Here is a 16,923-nt window from a genome sequence, read left to right on the forward strand (position 1 = left end):
CAGTTTACCCAGGATAAGAGATTAAATTATGAGCAACATTATTAAGCAACTTGAACAAGAGCAGATGAAGCAGGACGTACCTTCCTTCCGTCCGGGTGATACCGTGGAAGTGAAAGTATGGGTTGTTGAAGGTTCCAAAAAACGTCTGCAGGCATTCGAGGGCGTGGTTATCGCTATTCGTAACCGCGGTCTGCACTCTGCATTCACTGTTCGTAAAATTTCCAACGGCGAAGGCGTTGAGCGTGTCTTCCAGACTCACTCTCCGGTAGTTGACAGCATTGCTGTTAAACGTCGTGGTGCCGTTCGTAAAGCTAAACTGTACTACCTGCGTGAGCGTACTGGTAAGGCTGCTCGTATTAAAGAGCGTCTTAACTAAGATATCGCTCAGGCGACATCCTGTAAGAAAGGGCTGGCCAGTTGGCTGGCCCTTTTTTTATCTTCATGAAGCTCACAATATTAACCATTAGTTCATAAATCATTTACAATGCCCGTTCGTTACGGGAGGGGCAGTGGTTATCGGTACATTTCGTCAGCCTGCGTATCAACGCAACGCGACATGGCTCGCGATGTTTGCGATCCTGCTGATCGTGGTGGCGCCGCTTATCTCCGTCTCGTTGCAAAAAGATCCCATGAGCGCCATGCCTGGTATGCATCATGACATGAGCATGATGGCTGAACATGTTGGACATCATGGGCAGTCTTCATCAATGCCGATGCCTGTCGATCACGGTGAAGCGTGCGGGTATTGCGTCCTCCTGACCCATGTTCCTGGCCTGATGCTGGCGCTGGTCATCCTGTTGTCCGGGATGCTGCTCAGACAAAAGCTGACGCCGCCACGCCCGGTTGTTAAACACTGGCATTTCTTCCCCTGGCTTTATCCCGATACGCGCGCACCGCCGCGCAGGTCTGCTGTTTCCTGAATCTAACAATACGTTTGTGCGCATAAGCGTCACGACACATGTGTGCTTTCTCTGAGGAAAAGTATGACAACCTGCACTCCGCGCGCGGCATGGATAACCCTGCTGCGACGTTTTCATTTCTACACAGGTCTGTTTGTCGGGCCATTTATCTTTGTGGCGGCCTTAACCGGTACGCTCTACGTTGCGACGCCGCAACTGGAAGAGGCGCTCTATGCACCGGCGCTACAGGGCACAGGGCAAGGAGAGCGGCAACCGCTGGCGGCGCAAATCGCCGTTGCCCAACAGGTGACGGGAGGGCATTTACGACTGCATGCCGTTCGTCCCGCTCTTGAAGAGGGCGCAACGACGCGGGTGATGTTTGCCGACCCCGGACTTGCCGCTTCCGAGAACCGGGCGATTTTCATCGATCCAGTGACGCTGGCGGTGAAAGGCGATATGACGGTCTATGGCACCAGTGGCATTTTGCCCCTGCGTCAGTGGATTGATTATGCTCACCGCTCTTTGCTATTGGGGGATATCGGGCGAATTTACAGCGAGCTGGCGGCCTCCTGGATGTGGGTTGCGGCGACTGGCGGCATCATGCTCTGGTATTTCACCCGACCAAAACGTCGGCTGAATAATCGGGTGCAAAATAACCGGCGTTTACACGTAATGCTGGGGTGGTTATTGCTGGCGGGGATGCTGCTGTTCTCGGCAACCGGTTTAACCTGGTCCCAGTGGGCCGGAGGCAACGTGGATAAAATGCGTGCGGCTTTTGGCTGGCTGACGCCGCAGGTGAATACGCAGCTTTATGGCGACGAACACCCTGCTGATGAACATGCCGATCATCATGCCGGGCAGGAAATGCCGGTTATGCATATGGATGTCAGCCAGTTTGATGCGGTTCTGCATACGGCGCAGGCGGCGGGAATTGATGCTAAAAAGCTGGAGATTCGTCCGGCCAAAGATGCGCAACATGGCTGGACGGTAACTGAAATTGATCGCCGCTGGCCGACACAGGTTGATGCGGTATCAGTAGACGCCGCAACCCTGCATGTTATCGACCGGACGCATTTTGCTGACTTTCCGCTTATGGCAAAGCTGACGCGCTGGGGCGTCGATTTCCATATGGGCATACTGTTTGGTCTGCCAAATCAGTTACTGCTGATCGCCTTCGGCATCGGGCTTTGCCTGATGATTATTATCGGCTACCGTCTGTGGTGGATTCGCCGACCGGCCAGGTCAGGCGTTAACCCGGCACAAACGCTGATGCAGTGTTGGCTTACGTTAGGTTGGCCGGGAAGGTGCGGGGTTCTGGTGCTGGCTGTCGCCCTGGGGATGGCGATGCCGGTGCTGGGAGGCAGTCTGCTGGTATTTATCGTTATCGACTGGCTGCGCTGGTTCAGCACGTCTCGCGCCGCCCTTGCGCAGCCAGTTGACTAACATTACGGCGTGCTGATGACGACGGCAACGCGGCGGTTTTCAGCACGACCTTTCGCGCTCTGATTGCTGGCGACCGGGTGCTTTTTACCTAAACCCTGCGTCGTCAGATTGCTGCGTGGGATGTTGGCGCCTTCGGCCCAGGCGTCAGCAACCACATTGGCGCGCTTGAGCGACAATGCCTCGTTATAACTGTCTTCGCCGTAGTTGTCAGTATGGCCATCCATACGGGCATGTTTCAGCCCGGTGGCTGCCAGCCTGGAGGCCATCTCGCGGATTTGCTGCTGGCTTTCCGGGCGTAACTTATAGTCGTTTTTATCAAATAAAATGTTGTCAGACAGCCCCAGAGACCAGTCGCCTGCTGATTCAGTAAACCCATAGGATTTCATTGCCGCAACTTGTTCGGGCGTAAATTTCCCCTGCGGCGTCTGGCAACCCGCCAGAATCAACGCTATCAGAATGATCGGGGAGAAAAGTCGCTTTAGCATATATCTATTCCTGTTATTTAATTGAACGTTCAGAACGCTGATGTTTGGCCTGATACATATTACGATCGGCCAACTCTTGTAATTTTTCTGCGGAAGCATGTTCCCACGTCAGCGCGAAACCAATACTCAGCGTCATACTCGCCAGATGCCCGTTATGCAGATCAAAGGGGCGATTAAATTCTTGCGATAATGCCGAACAAATGCGTTTAACTTCGTACTCCGAATGCACGTTGTAAAGCACCATGGCGAATTCATCTCCGCCAAGTCGATATGGCTGGTGGTGATTGCCGCCAAACTCCGCCAGTCGCCGGGCGACCTCGATCAAAACGCGATCTCCTGCGGCATGCCCCCATGTATCGTTAATGAATTTGAAATTATCGCCGTCCAGAAATAGCAGCGCCGAACAGCTACGGGCGGAGCTGTCGTTCATCAACTCGGTTATGCTGTTACGAAAGGCGGCACGATTAGCAAGACCAGTAAGGGGGTCGTGCAGCGCGGTACGCAAAAGCTGGGCGTTTTTAGCCTGTAGCCGCAGTTGCCACTCTTCCATCTCATCCAGCAGGCTGTTGAAATCCTGGGCAAAAAGATGGAACTCTTCAATGCGTTCCTCAGAAACGCGACGTGAAAAGTTACGGTTCGTGCGTACATCATGTACCACATCGGTGATGTTTTGCAGCGCGTCCACCACGCCATTATGCAAATAACGCGTGAGCATTAACGCAATGCCGGATGCGAGCAAAATACACCCGGTAAGAACCGCCAGCGAGAGCCAGATAAAATGACCAATCAAGCTGTCGCGCGCGGTCAGGCAGACCTCGCCGATAATTTTGCCATTGTGCCAGACGGGCTGAGTCACCGGCAGCGGGAAAAGCCACTGGCTGATCAGGCCATTGAGCTTATCGTCCGACGCTTGTGCGTCATAGTACCAGGAGGCGATCACCTTCTGGTTTTTATCGCGAACCTCTGCGGCCGAGAACTGCCCCTGGCGTCCCAGCGCGGCCAGCGTTTCTGTCGCGGCGACGCCATCGGAAAACACCAATGCGGCCTCAAGACTATGGGTCATTGTCGCGGCAGTCAGATCCAGATTTTTTTGCGCATATTGTTTCAGCGTCAGGACAGAGGCGACGCAAAGCAGCAGCCAGATCAGCAACATGGTGACCAGTACGCTGATCATGTTGATCCGGCGTAATGTGCGCTTAAAGGTCGGGCGCGTTGTAGGGAAAAAATCCTTATCCATGCTTTTGATTCCGTGCAAGCATCAATACGTCGGGGTTCACTCTTACGCCACTGCGTGACAGGGAATCCAGATTTACGGAAAATCTGACTTCATCATTGTTTATGATCAGACAAAATGCGCTGCCAATAATGCATTCAGTATTTTGTTCGGCAATTAATAACAATGCCTTAGACGGATATTTATTCGTTAATTCTACCTGGTACGCCGGAGATTCACTGCCGAAATAAAAGCCATCGCAACGGGCTGTCAGAGCTTCCTGCTCCGTGCGGATGATGACGGGCAGATAAGGTAATGACCTGGCGCTGTTGTCGTTCAGCACATCGGCAAAACGAGACGAGGCGAAAATACATAGCCGTGGAGGGCCAGATAATGCAGGCCAGCGTGTATAGCTGACGATACCGGAAACGATTGAGCGTACAGATTTCGCTTCTTCTGTGATGCCCTGAGCATACAGTGGTAATCCTGCCAGTAATAGCGTTAGCAGGAGTATGAGTCGGTGAGAAAAGCTCATAAACAGGTGCCCACCAGCGTCAGTCAAAAAGCATCAAAATACATCCGTGATTGTTTGCAGCAAAATAACATTATTTTGCCTGTCAGTCATTACACCATGCCGATTAATGGTATTTCCTTAAGTTAAATCCCATACTTATTTATTGGTAAGGTCTTAATTAATTTAGCCGCATTGAGCGAACACCTTCGTCTGCGCCTTTTTGCCAGGCATCATGCAATTGACTGGCGTTTTCAACCGTGTCGCAACTGGCGGGAAATGTTTTTCCGGCCAGTCCTCTGGCGTGGACAAAGTTTAACTGGCAGGTTTTTCGCTGGCCTTCGGCGTAGCCCTTAAGATATTGCGTTCGCTCCACGTCAGGATCGTTCCAGGCGTCAGCCAGTGTTTCGTTATCTTTGACGGCAACGCCTGAAATCGCATCTTCGATACCGGCGCTATACCAGTCGGTCGCGGTCCAGGTGGGAGCATGCGTGTAAGGATCGATCTGACATCCGCTGATGAATAAAACAAATAAGGCGCCTGCGAAACGCTTCATTGCCTGTTCTCCTGTGTTTTTCAAAGCATAGTGGATGCGCAAATATAATGATGTAAATTTTTATGTACGATTTGAATGGCGTTAATTGCGAGATAAATGGTTTGTGTAAAGTAAAATTTACGGAATGTGGATTGAAATCTTTACCGATTATGTTATCGTTACGCCATCCTCTGTGAGGATCATTTATCGCAAACGAGCTAAACAGGATCGCCATCATGCAAAAAGACGCGCTGAACAACGTACACATTACCGACGAACAGGTTCTGATGACCCCGGAACAACTCAAAGCGGCGTTCCCGCTGAGTTTGTCGCAAGAGGCGCAAATCGCCCAGTCACGTAAAACAATTTCTGACATCATCGCCGGTCGCGATCCGCGTCTGCTGGTGGTGTGCGGCCCTTGTTCTATCCACGATCCTGAAACCGCTCTGGAATACGCACGTCGATTTAAAACTCTTGCCGCAGAGGTCAGCGATAGCCTCTACCTGGTAATGCGCGTCTATTTTGAAAAACCCCGTACCACTGTCGGCTGGAAAGGGTTGATTAACGATCCTCATATGGATGGCTCGTTTGATGTGGAAACCGGCCTGAAGATTGCGCGTCAACTTCTGGTGGAACTGGTGAACATGGGCTTGCCGCTGGCGACGGAAGCGTTAGATCCAAACAGCCCGCAATACCTGGGCGATCTGTTTAGCTGGTCGGCAATCGGCGCGCGTACGACCGAATCCCAAACCCACCGTGAAATGGCCTCTGGCCTTTCCATGCCCGTTGGCTTTAAAAACGGGACGGATGGCAGCCTGGCGACGGCGATTAACGCCATGCGTGCCGCTGCTCAGTCACACCGTTTTGTCGGTATCAACCAGGCGGGGCAGGTCGCTTTGTTGCAAACGCAGGGCAACCCGGATGGCCATGTCATTCTGCGCGGTGGAAAAGCGCCAAACTACAGCCCGGCAGATGTCGCGCAGTGTGAAAAAGAGATGGAACAGGCAGGACTCCGCCCGTCTCTGATGGTAGATTGCAGCCATGGTAACTCGAATAAAGATTACCGTCGCCAGCCTGCCGTGGCAGAGTCTGTGGTCGCGCAGATCAAAGACGGCAACCGTTCCATTATTGGCTTGATGATTGAAAGTAATATTCACGAAGGCAACCAGTCCTCCGAGCAACCGCGCAGTGAAATGAAATACGGCGTGTCTGTTACGGATGCGTGTATCAGTTGGGAAGCCACGGATGCACTGCTGCGTGAAATTCATCAGGACCTGAACGGCCAACTGGTGGCGCGTGTAGCATAAGAGGTTGGTTATGGTTGCTGAGTTGACCGCGTTACGCGATCAAATAGATGAAGTGGATAAGGCGCTGCTGGATTTACTGGCTAAGCGCCTGGAGCTGGTGGCCGAAGTCGGTGAAGTGAAAAGCCGCTTTGGGCTGCCGATTTACGTGCCTGAGCGTGAAGCGTCTATGCTGGCTTCGCGCCGTGCGGAGGCGGAAGCGCTTGGCGTTCCTCCCGATCTGATTGAAGACGTCTTGCGTCGGGTGATGCGTGAGTCTTACTCCAGTGAGAATGACAAAGGGTTTAAGACGCTTTGTCCTTCTCTGCGCCCGGTGGTTATCGTCGGCGGCGGCGGTCAGATGGGCCGTTTGTTTGAAAAAATGCTCACGCTGTCGGGATACCAGGTACGCATACTTGAGCAACAGGACTGGGGACGGGCGCAGGAGATCGTGGCCGATGCCGGGATGGTGATCGTAAGTGTGCCGATTCATATCACGGAGCAGGTGATCGCGAAATTACCGCGTTTGCCTGCGGACTGTATTCTGGTCGATCTTGCATCGATTAAAAACGGACCGCTACAGGCGATGATGGCGGCGCACGATGGTCCGGTACTGGGCTTACACCCGATGTTTGGCCCGGACAGCGGCAGTCTGGCAAAGCAGGTGGTTGTCTGGTGCGATGGCCGTCAGCCGGAGGCGTATCAGTGGTTCCTTGAGCAAATTCAGGTGTGGGGCGCGCGGCTGCATCGGATTAGCGCCGTTGAGCACGATCAGAATATGGCGTTTATTCAGGCGCTGCGTCACTTTGCGACGTTCGCTTACGGTTTGCACCTGGCGGAAGAGAATGTCCAGCTGGAACAACTGCTGGCGCTGTCGTCACCGATTTACCGTCTCGAACTGGCGATGGTTGGGCGACTGTTTGCGCAGGACCCGCAGCTGTATGCCGATATTATTATGTCGTCGGAAAATAACCTGGCGCTGATCAAACGCTACTATAAACGTTTTGGCGACGCGATTGGTTTGCTGGAGCAGGGCGATAAGCAGGCCTTTATCGACAGTTTCCGCAAGGTTGAGCATTGGTTTGGTGATTACGCCAAACGCTTCCAGAACGAAAGTCGCACGCTGTTACGCCAGGCGAACGATAGCCGACAATAAGTGAGATGCCTGATGGCGACGCAGGTGCGTCTTATCCGGCCTACAAAATTGTATGAATCGTAGGCCGGATAAGCGTAGCGCCATCCGGCATTATCAAACAGTTAGTTCGGATCGACAGGCACAACGTTCTCGCTGGGGTAGCAGCCCAGTACCTTCATTGAGCGGGTAATTTCCCCCAACTCTTTCAGCGCTTTTTTCATCTCCGGTGATTCCAGGTTGGCCTGGATATCGAGATAAAACATCTCTTCCCACGGGTTGCCGTGAATCGGACGGGACTCCAGTTTGGTCATGATCAGGTTGTGATTGCGCAGCACCAGCAGCGCCTCAACCAGCGCACCTGCCTGTTGACCCGTGGCGATCAGCAGCGTGGTTTTCGCCGGGACCTGGTCGGAAACATTGACGGCTTTGCGCGCCAGCACCACGAAACGGGTAATATTCTGCGTCTGGTTGGCTTCGATTCTTTCCAGCACCTGTAGCCCATGCAGCACGCCACCGGCTTCGCTACCCAGTGCCGCCACGCGTGGAGAGTTCGCCTGCGCCACTTTTTCCATCGCCGCAGAGGTGCTTTCAGTGTACTCAATTTTCCAGTGCGGATAGCGGTTAAGGAATTTACTGCACTGCTGGAACGGCTGCGGGTGGCTGTAGACCGTCTCAATGGTGTTTAAATCGGTCGTCCCTGAAACCAGCACGCAGTGGTCGATGATAATGGTCATCTCGCCCACGATAGAGAGGCTGGTGTGCTGCAACAGATCGTAGACGTCGTTGATCGCGCCTGAACTGGTGTTTTCAATCGGCACGACGGCGTAGTCCGCTTGCCCGGTTTCGACCTGATTAAAGATATCAGCGAATTTTGCGCAGCCGCTTTCAATAAACTGTTCAAAGTGGCGGGCGGCATACTGGCGCGCAGCGAGGTGCGAGTACGACCCTTTTGGTCCAAGAAAGGCAATACGCGCTGAATGCGGGTTAATTTTGTTCAGATGTTGCTGCAACAGCGCCTGCTGGGTAAGAACGGAGTCTTCAATGATGAGCTGGAACAGGCGAGTAATATAGTGCGCGTCCAGATGATGGGTTTTGCCAAGCGCGATCAGCCTGTCCAGCAGGTCGCGCTCGCGGTCGATATCACGCACCGGGCGATGAGAAAGCAGCTTCGCTTTCCCGACTTCAACGGCCAGTTCACGACGCTCCGCCAGTAAGGCCAGTAATTTTACATCCAGAGCGCTTATTTTCTCTCGCAGCGCCAGTAACGGGTTTTCCGATGTCATAGTGTTGCCTTTCTTGTTATCAATAAAAAAGGCCTCCCGTGTGGGAGGCCTTATTGTTCGTCTTCGCATTCTTTTTCACACGACGAAACGCCTCCCATTCAGGGGAAGGTAAAAAAGAATGCGAAGAAGAACGGGATAAGTTTCATGTCAGTTTCCTTTAGCGACTTCAGTAAAGTACCCGTACTGTTTTAATCCTGTCAACAAAAAACGCGCCCGAAGGCGCGTTGGCGATACACTCAATGTAAGGGACTACTCTTCTTCTGCTTCGACGAAGTTGGCGTCTTTTACTGAAGTTGTGGCACGACGGGCTTCGCCTTTGTGCTGCACTTTATTGAGCTGCCGTTCCAGCTTGTTGATCAAATCGTTAATGGCGGCGTACATATCTTCGTGTTTTGCGCTGGCGACCAGATGTCCGTTCGGGGTATTGATGGTGGCATCAGCGATGAAACCCTGTGGCTCCTTAGACAGAATGATATGTGGATTAATCAGGTGAGTTTGCCATTTTTCTAGTTTGGCGAGACGGTCTGCGACATGCTGGCGTATTGCCGGAGTAATTTCCATTTGTTTACTGGTAATGTTCATTGTCATAAATTTTACCTCTTGTCTTTCCCGTCTTGGTGATTCCAGCATACCGTTCCCAATGTCAAAAAGCGTGATTTAAATCACATTATTTTGTCACTTTTTGTCAAGGAAGCCTTTTTGTGAGTTATCGCAGGAACAACGGATTTTTTACTTGAGGAATAGCCGAAAGGGAGCCATATTTGACGGGATGCGTTGTACTGAAACCGCTTCAGCAACAGCGTAAAATGGATAAAAAAACGGCAGCCTTCGGGCTGCCGTTTTGCGTTCAGTACGCAATCAGGTGTTGCGACCATTGGCGGCGATAATTTTTGCCACTTTGTCAGCCTGAGTCGTCATCTGCATCTGACGATAAGCGTTTTCCATCAGCGGCAGAGCGTCGCGCGTCGCCTGCGTATCCGGGAAGTCGCGCAGCATACCTTCCACACGGTTTACCACGGCAACCCATGCGCCGCGAGCGGTGTAGTAGTCGGCAACGGAGTATTCATACTTCGCCAGACGATCTTTCAGGAAGACCAGACGTTTGGTGGCGTCGGTTGTGTACTGGCTGTTCGGATAGCTACGCACCAGCTTTGAGAAATCATTGAATGCAGCTCGGGCGTGCTGCGGATCGCGATCGCTACGATCGACGCCGAAGAAACCTTGCAGCGCGCTGTCATCCAGCGCCATATTGGTCAGACCGCGCATATACATGACATAATCAATATTCGGGTGCGTCGGATTGAGGCGAATAAAACGATCGATGGCGGCCTGAGCTAACGGCAGATCGGCGTTTTTGTAGTAGGCGTAGATCAGATCCAACTGCACCTGCTGAGAATACGGTCCAAATGGATAACGGTTATCCAACGCTTCCAATTGCGTTATTGCCTGTTTCCAGTTACCGTCCTGCAGCTTTTGCTGGGCAGTCGCGTAGATTTCGTTAGGCGGATTATCGGGCACCTCTTCCTTTGAACCAGAGCAACCCGCCAAAAACAGGCTCAACGTGGCTGCTGCCACCAGATATTTCATGCGCGTCATGACGTTTTGACTTTCCTCAAAATGTTTTACGGGAGATTCTCTGTTCCTGCTCCCGGTTAAGACCAGCTACAATAGCACACTATATTAAACGGCAAAGCCGTAAAACCCAACGTTAAACGAAGAAGCTGTATATGGCACAACGAGTACAACTCACCGCAACGGTATCCGAAAACCAACTCGGTCAACGCTTAGATCAGGCTTTGGCCGAAATGTTCCCGGATTATTCACGTTCGCGCATAAAAGAATGGATTCTCGATCGGCGCGTGCTGGTCAACGGTAAACTTTGCGATAAACCGAAAGAAAAAGTATTGGGCGGCGAACAGGTTTCCATTAACGCGGAAATCGACGAAGAGCTCCGCTTTGAGCCGCAGGATATCCCGCTGGATATCGTCTACGAAGATGACGATATCCTTGTCATCAACAAACCGCGCGATTTAGTGGTTCACCCTGGCGCCGGTAATCCCGATGGTACGGTACTGAACGCGCTGTTGCATTACTACCCGCCGATTGCTGACGTACCGCGCGCGGGTATTGTGCATCGTCTGGATAAAGACACCACAGGTCTGATGGTGGTGGCGAAAACGGTTCCGGCGCAAACGCGACTGGTGGAGTCTTTGCAGCTGCGTGAAATCACCCGTGAGTATGAAGCGGTCGCGATTGGACATATGACGGCGGGCGGTACGGTAGATGAACCGATCAGCCGTCATCCGACCAAACGAACCCATATGTCAGTGCATCCAATGGGGAAACCTGCGGTGACTCACTACCGCATCATGGAACATTTCCGTGTGCATACGCGTCTGCGGTTGCGTCTGGAAACCGGACGTACGCACCAGATCCGCGTGCACATGGCGCATATCACGCATCCGCTGGTGGGCGATCAGGTGTATGGCGGTCGTCCGCGTCCACCGAAGGGGGCATCGGAAGCGTTTATCTCCACGTTGCGTCAGTTTGATCGCCAGGCGCTGCACGCGACGATGTTGCGTCTTTACCATCCGATTTCCGGTATTGAAATGGAGTGGCATGCGCCGATTCCGCAGGATATGGTGGAGCTGATTGACGTGATGCGCGCTGACTTCGAAGAACATAAGGATGATGTAGACTGGCTATGAGTAAGCTAATTGTTCCGCAGTGGCCAATCCCGGAGGGGGTTGCAGCCTGTAGTTCTGTACGTACAGGCGGTGTCAGCTTACCGCCTTACGATTCTCTGAACCTGGGCGCCCATTGCGGCGATAACCCGGAACATGTGGAAGAGAATCGCAAGAGACTCTTTGCTGCGGGCAATTTGCCGTCAAAACCCGTCTGGCTTGAACAGGTGCATGGCAAGGACGTGCTGAAACTCACCGGCGAGCCTTATGCATCCAAACGTGCGGATGCGTCGTACAGCAATACCCCCGGCACCGTTTGCGCGGTGATGACGGCGGACTGTTTGCCCGTGTTGTTTTGTAATCGCGCGGGAACGGAAGTGGCGGCGGCTCATGCGGGCTGGCGCGGATTATGTGAAGGTGTGCTGGAAGAGACGGTCGCCTGCTTTGCCGATAAACCTGAAAACATTATCGCCTGGCTGGGTCCGGCTATTGGCCCTGCTGCTTTTGAAGTGGGGGCTGAAGTGCGTGAAGCGTTTATCGCAAAAGATGCGAAGGCGAGCAGCGCATTTCAGGCGCGCGGCGAAAAATATCTGGCGGATATTTATCAGCTTGCGCATCAACGTCTGGCGAATGTGGGAGTTGAAAGCGTCTATGGCGGCGATCGCTGTACTTACAGCGAAAGTGAGACTTTCTTCTCTTATCGTCGCGACAAGATCACAGGTCGTATGGCAAGTTTTATTTGGCTGATATAACCTAAAGAATCAAGACGATCCGGTACGTGTAATTTTCTTTTCACATAATTCAGGTCATTCACCTTGAATAATTGAGGGATGACCTCATTTAATCTCCAGTAGCAATTTTGACCTGTTATGGGAGGAGTTATGCGTCTGGATCGTCTTACTAATAAATTCCAGCTTGCTCTTGCCGATGCCCAGTCGCTCGCACTGGGGCACGACAACCAATTCATCGAACCTCTTCATTTAATGAGCGCCTTACTGAATCAGGAAGGGGGATCGGTACGTCCTTTATTAACGTCCGCTGGCATTAATGCTGGCCAGTTACGCACGAGTATTGATCAGGCGCTGAGCCGTTTACCGCAGGTGGAAGGCACCGGCGGCGACGTACAGCCGTCTCAGGATCTGGTGCGTGTACTGAATCTTTGCGACAAGCTGGCGCAAAAACGTGGGGACAACTTTATTTCGTCGGAACTGTTCGTTCTGGCAGCGCTTGAGTCTCGCGGTACGCTGACTGATCTACTGAAATCGGCCGGGGCGACCACCGCCAATATCACTCAGGCAGTTGAACAAATGCGCGGAGGTGAAAGCGTGAACGATCAAGGGGCTGAAGACCAACGTCAGGCCTTGCAAAAATATACCGTCGACCTGACCGAGCGTGCGGAGCAGGGCAAGCTCGATCCGGTGATTGGTCGTGATGAAGAAATTCGCCGTACCATTCAGGTACTGCAACGCCGTACTAAAAACAACCCGGTATTAATTGGTGAACCGGGGGTCGGTAAAACGGCGATTGTCGAAGGGCTGGCGCAGCGAATCATTAATGGCGAAGTGCCGGAAGGGCTGAAAGGCCGCCGCGTACTGGCGCTGGATATGGGCGCGCTGGTGGCCGGGGCGAAGTATCGCGGTGAGTTTGAAGAGCGTCTGAAAGGCGTGCTGAACGATCTCGCCAAACAGGAAGGCAACGTCATCCTGTTTATCGATGAATTACACACGATGGTCGGCGCGGGTAAAGCCGACGGCGCAATGGATGCCGGGAACATGCTGAAACCGGCGCTGGCGCGTGGGGAACTGCACTGTGTGGGCGCCACGACGCTGGACGAATATCGCCAGTACATCGAAAAAGATGCGGCGCTGGAACGTCGTTTCCAGAAAGTGTTTGTCGCGGAACCGTCTGTGGAAGATACCATCGCTATTCTGCGTGGTCTTAAAGAACGTTATGAGCTGCACCACCATGTGCAGATTACTGACCCGGCGATTGTGGCGGCGGCAACCTTATCTCACCGCTACATTTCCGATCGCCAGTTGCCGGATAAAGCCATCGACCTGATCGATGAGGCTGCATCCAGCATCCGTATGCAGATTGACTCCAAGCCGGAAGAACTGGACAGGCTCGATCGCCGTATTATTCAGCTCAAGCTGGAACAGCAGGCGTTAATGAAAGAGTCTGATGAGGCGAGCAAAAAACGCCTCGATATGCTCAACGAGGAACTGGATGATAAAGAACGCCAGTACTCTGAATTAGAAGAAGAGTGGAAAGCAGAGAAAGCCTCTCTGTCCGGTACGCAGACCATTAAGGCCGAACTGGAGCAGGCGAAAATCGCCATCGAACAGGCGCGTCGTGTGGGCGATCTGGCGCGGATGTCTGAACTTCAGTACGGCAAGATCCCTGAGCTGGAAAAACAGCTGGAAGCAGCGACTCAATCTGAAGGTAAAACCATGCGTCTGTTACGCAATAAAGTGACGGATGCGGAAATAGCTGAAGTGCTGGCGCGGTGGACGGGGATTCCGGTTGCCAGAATGCTTGAAGGCGAACGTGAAAAGCTGCTGCGTATGGAGCAGGAATTACACAGCCGCGTGATTGGGCAGAATGAGGCCGTTGAAGCGGTATCGAATGCCATTCGCCGTAGCCGTGCGGGACTGGCCGACCCGAATCGTCCAATTGGTTCGTTCCTGTTCCTTGGGCCGACCGGGGTAGGTAAAACCGAACTGTGCAAGGCGCTGGCAAACTTTATGTTTGATAGCGATGACGCGATGGTGCGTATCGACATGTCTGAGTTCATGGAAAAACACTCCGTGTCTCGTCTGGTTGGCGCACCTCCGGGATATGTGGGTTATGAAGAGGGCGGTTATCTGACGGAAGCGGTACGTCGTCGTCCTTATTCCGTCATACTGCTGGACGAAGTTGAGAAAGCGCATCCTGATGTATTCAACATTCTGTTGCAGGTGCTGGATGATGGCCGTCTGACGGACGGGCAAGGGAGAACGGTCGACTTCCGCAACACGGTTGTCATTATGACCTCAAACCTCGGTTCCGATCTGATCCAGGAGCGTTTCGGTGAGCTGGATTACGGCCATATGAAAGAACTGGTGCTTGGTGTGGTCAGCCACAACTTCCGCCCGGAATTCATTAACCGTATAGATGAAGTCGTGGTATTCCATCCGTTGGGTGAAAAACATATCGCTTCTATTGCACAGATCCAGTTGCAACGTCTGTACAAACGTCTGGAAGAGCGCGGGTATGAAATCCACATCTCTGATGATGCGCTGAAATTGCTGAGCGCGAATGGTTACGATCCGGTTTACGGGGCGCGTCCATTGAAACGTGCAATTCAGCAGCAGATTGAAAACCCGCTGGCGCAGCAAATCTTGTCTGGTGAGCTGATTCCGGGTAAAGCGATTCGTCTGGAGGCGAATGACGATCGCATTGTGGCAGTGCAGTAAGTCACAAATAATAAAAAACGGGCCCATTCGGGCTCGTTTTTGTTTAAAAACTAGGCAAAAATAAAAGGGTGATATGCAAAACGTCCAAAAAACGAACGGTTGATAAGTTTTTTCTAATTTCCCCTTGTCAGGCCGGAATAACTCCCTATAATGCGCCTCCACTGACACGGAACAACGGCTCACAGGCCGCCGGGTCAGCGGGGTTCAGCGATGAACACCGGCAGAGAAAAAGCAAAAATAAATGCTTGACTCTCAAGCGGGAAAGCGTATTATGCACACCCCGCGCCGCTGAGAAAAAGCGAAGCGGCACTGCTCTTTAACAATTTATCAGACAATCTGTGTGGGCACTCAAAGTGACATGGATTCTTAATGTCTTCGGACAATAAATGAATACCAAGTCTCTGAGTGAACACGTAATTCATTACGAAGTTTAATTCACGAGCATCAAACTTAAATTGAAGAGTTTGATCATGGCTCAGATTGAACGCTGGCGGCAGGCCTAACACATGCAAGTCGAACGGTAACAGGAAGCAGCTTGCTGCTTTGCTGACGAGTGGCGGACGGGTGAGTAATGTCTGGGAAACTGCCTGATGGAGGGGGATAACTACTGGAAACGGTAGCTAATACCGCATAACGTCGCAAGACCAAAGAGGGGGACCTTCGGGCCTCTTGCCATCAGATGTGCCCAGATGGGATTAGCTTGTTGGTGGGGTAACGGCTCACCAAGGCGACGATCCCTAGCTGGTCTGAGAGGATGACCAGCCACACTGGAACTGAGACACGGTCCAGACTCCTACGGGAGGCAGCAGTGGGGAATATTGCACAATGGGCGCAAGCCTGATGCAGCCATGCCGCGTGTATGAAGAAGGCCTTCGGGTTGTAAAGTACTTTCAGCGGGGAGGAAGGTGTTGTGGTTAATAACCGCAGCAATTGACGTTACCCGCAGAAGAAGCACCGGCTAACTCCGTGCCAGCAGCCGCGGTAATACGGAGGGTGCAAGCGTTAATCGGAATTACTGGGCGTAAAGCGCACGCAGGCGGTCTGTTAAGTCAGATGTGAAATCCCCGGGCTCAACCTGGGAACTGCATCTGATACTGGCAGGCTTGAGTCTCGTAGAGGGGGGTAGAATTCCAGGTGTAGCGGTGAAATGCGTAGAGATCTGGAGGAATACCGGTGGCGAAGGCGGCCCCCTGGACGAAGACTGACGCTCAGGTGCGAAAGCGTGGGGAGCAAACAGGATTAGATACCCTGGTAGTCCACGCCGTAAACGATGTCGACTTGGAGGTTGTGCCCTTGAGGCGTGGCTTCCGGAGCTAACGCGTTAAGTCGACCGCCTGGGGAGTACGGCCGCAAGGTTAAAACTCAAATGAATTGACGGGGGCCCGCACAAGCGGTGGAGCATGTGGTTTAATTCGATGCAACGCGAAGAACCTTACCTGGTCTTGACATCCACGGAAGGTCTCAGAGATGAGACTGTGCCTTCGGGAACCGTGAGACAGGTGCTGCATGGCTGTCGTCAGCTCGTGTTGTGAAATGTTGGGTTAAGTCCCGCAACGAGCGCAACCCTTATCCTTTGTTGCCAGCGGTTAGGCCGGGAACTCAAAGGAGACTGCCAGTGATAAACTGGAGGAAGGTGGGGATGACGTCAAGTCATCATGGCCCTTACGACCAGGGCTACACACGTGCTACAATGGCATATACAAAGAGAAGCGACCTCGCGAGAGCAAGCGGACCTCATAAAGTATGTCGTAGTCCGGATTGGAGTCTGCAACTCGACTCCATGAAGTCGGAATCGCTAGTAATCGTGGATCAGAATGCCACGGTGAATACGTTCCCGGGCCTTGTACACACCGCCCGTCACACCATGGGAGTGGGTTGCAAAAGAAGTAGGTAGCTTAACCTTCGGGAGGGCGCTTACCACTTTGTGATTCATGACTGGGGTGAAGTCGTAACAAGGTAACCGTAGGGGAACCTGCGGTTGGATCACCTCCTTACCT

Annotated in this window: 16 protein-coding genes, 1 rRNA gene and 1 other annotated feature; of the genes, 9 read left to right on the top strand and 8 right to left on the bottom strand. The window is 52.7% G+C overall.

The window, feature by feature from the left end; genetic code table 11:
* Window positions 1-28: 28 nt before the first annotated feature.
* The 3 genes from rplS to OGV83_RS01410 all read left to right on the top strand — a co-directional run bounded on the left by rplS (window position 29) and on the right by OGV83_RS01410 (window position 2,342).
* A complete protein-coding gene (gene rplS / locus OGV83_RS01400) occupies window positions 29-376 on the top strand; it encodes a 50S ribosomal protein L19 (protein WP_012134695.1) in 348 nt (115 codons plus the stop codon).
* 190 nt (window positions 377-566) lie between these two features.
* Window positions 567-920 carry a DUF2946 domain-containing protein gene (locus OGV83_RS01405; protein ID WP_012134694.1) on the top strand — a complete coding sequence of 118 codons (354 nt, stop codon included), beginning with the start codon at window positions 567-569 and terminating at the stop codon, window positions 918-920.
* A gap of 63 nt (window positions 921-983) precedes the next feature.
* Window positions 984-2,342 (top strand): PepSY-associated TM helix domain-containing protein, encoded by a 1,359-nt coding sequence (locus OGV83_RS01410; protein ID WP_200096358.1) that lies wholly within the window; start codon window positions 984-986, stop codon window positions 2,340-2,342.
* Between the two features lie 2 nt (window positions 2,343-2,344).
* Here the strand turns inward: OGV83_RS01410 and OGV83_RS01415 are convergent, their stop codons facing one another.
* The 4 genes from OGV83_RS01415 to OGV83_RS01430 all read right to left on the bottom strand — a co-directional run bounded on the left by OGV83_RS01415 (window position 2,345) and on the right by OGV83_RS01430 (window position 5,107).
* Entirely contained in the window at window positions 2,345-2,827 is a 483-nt protein-coding gene (locus OGV83_RS01415) for an OmpA family protein (protein ID WP_058667979.1), read from the bottom strand.
* Between the two features lie 13 nt (window positions 2,828-2,840).
* The gene (dgcN, locus tag OGV83_RS01420) at window positions 2,841-4,064 is read right to left on the bottom strand and encodes a diguanylate cyclase DgcN/YfiN (protein WP_012134690.1); all 1,224 of its coding nucleotides are present in this window, start codon (window positions 4,062-4,064) and stop codon (window positions 2,841-2,843) included.
* Window positions 4,057-4,575 carry a regulatory sequestration protein YfiR gene (yfiR, locus tag OGV83_RS01425; protein ID WP_047461885.1) on the bottom strand — a complete coding sequence of 173 codons (519 nt, stop codon included), beginning with the start codon at window positions 4,573-4,575 and terminating at the stop codon, window positions 4,057-4,059. Before yfiR ends, dgcN begins: the two co-directional genes overlap by 8 nt.
* Window positions 4,576-4,732: 157 nt before the next feature.
* Entirely contained in the window at window positions 4,733-5,107 is a 375-nt protein-coding gene (locus tag OGV83_RS01430; RefSeq protein ID WP_012134688.1) for a DUF2799 domain-containing protein, read from the bottom strand.
* A gap of 215 nt (window positions 5,108-5,322) precedes the next feature.
* On the opposite strand from OGV83_RS01430, the gene aroF reads away from it, so the two are divergent.
* Window positions 5,323-6,393: a 3-deoxy-7-phosphoheptulonate synthase AroF gene (gene aroF / locus OGV83_RS01435; protein WP_047461890.1), complete on the top strand. Its 1,071-nt coding sequence runs from the start codon at window positions 5,323-5,325 to the stop codon at window positions 6,391-6,393.
* 10 nt (window positions 6,394-6,403) lie between these two features.
* Window positions 6,404-7,525 (top strand): bifunctional chorismate mutase/prephenate dehydrogenase, encoded by a 1,122-nt coding sequence (gene tyrA / locus OGV83_RS01440; RefSeq protein WP_049011863.1) that lies wholly within the window; start codon window positions 6,404-6,406, stop codon window positions 7,523-7,525.
* Between the two features lie 101 nt (window positions 7,526-7,626).
* Here the strand turns inward: tyrA and pheA are convergent, their stop codons facing one another.
* The 4 genes from pheA to bamD form a co-directional block, all read right to left on the bottom strand.
* Window positions 7,627-8,787, bottom strand: a complete 1,161-nt coding sequence (gene pheA, locus OGV83_RS01445) for a bifunctional chorismate mutase/prephenate dehydratase (protein WP_024130846.1) — start codon at window positions 8,785-8,787, stop codon at window positions 7,627-7,629.
* A 22-nt stretch (window positions 8,788-8,809) separates the two neighbouring features.
* Window positions 8,810-8,934: a sequence feature (Phe leader region), on the bottom strand.
* The gene (gene pheL, locus OGV83_RS01450; protein ID WP_101706155.1) at window positions 8,886-8,933 is read right to left on the bottom strand and encodes a pheA operon leader peptide PheL; all 48 of its coding nucleotides are present in this window, start codon (window positions 8,931-8,933) and stop codon (window positions 8,886-8,888) included. (Overlaps the previous feature by 48 nt.)
* A 102-nt stretch (window positions 8,935-9,036) precedes the next feature.
* Window positions 9,037-9,375, bottom strand: coding sequence for a ribosome-associated translation inhibitor RaiA (gene raiA, locus OGV83_RS01455; RefSeq protein ID WP_024130845.1), 339 nt, complete (start codon window positions 9,373-9,375; stop codon window positions 9,037-9,039).
* Between the two features lie 270 nt (window positions 9,376-9,645).
* Window positions 9,646-10,383 carry an outer membrane protein assembly factor BamD gene (gene bamD, locus OGV83_RS01460; RefSeq protein WP_012134683.1) on the bottom strand — a complete coding sequence of 246 codons (738 nt, stop codon included), beginning with the start codon at window positions 10,381-10,383 and terminating at the stop codon, window positions 9,646-9,648.
* A gap of 131 nt (window positions 10,384-10,514) precedes the next feature.
* On the opposite strand from bamD, the gene rluD reads away from it, so the two are divergent.
* The 4 genes from rluD to OGV83_RS01480 all read left to right on the top strand — a co-directional run bounded on the left by rluD (window position 10,515) and on the right by OGV83_RS01480 (window position 16,920).
* The gene (rluD, locus tag OGV83_RS01465; RefSeq protein WP_049011862.1) at window positions 10,515-11,495 is read left to right on the top strand and encodes a 23S rRNA pseudouridine(1911/1915/1917) synthase RluD; all 981 of its coding nucleotides are present in this window, start codon (window positions 10,515-10,517) and stop codon (window positions 11,493-11,495) included.
* Entirely contained in the window at window positions 11,492-12,223 is a 732-nt protein-coding gene (gene yfiH, locus OGV83_RS01470) for a purine nucleoside phosphorylase YfiH (protein WP_200092824.1), read from the top strand. Before rluD ends, yfiH begins: the two co-directional genes overlap by 4 nt.
* 129 nt (window positions 12,224-12,352) lie before the next feature.
* Window positions 12,353-14,926: an ATP-dependent chaperone ClpB gene (gene clpB, locus OGV83_RS01475; protein WP_024130844.1), complete on the top strand. Its 2,574-nt coding sequence runs from the start codon at window positions 12,353-12,355 to the stop codon at window positions 14,924-14,926.
* Window positions 14,927-15,378: 452 nt separating this feature from the next.
* Window positions 15,379-16,920, top strand: a 16S ribosomal RNA gene (locus tag OGV83_RS01480).
* The last annotated feature ends 3 nt before the right edge of the window (window positions 16,921-16,923 follow it).

It is taken from the genome of Citrobacter sp. CK189, from assembly GCF_030333505.1.
GTDB lineage: Bacteria > Pseudomonadota > Gammaproteobacteria > Enterobacterales > Enterobacteriaceae > Citrobacter_B > Citrobacter_B koseri.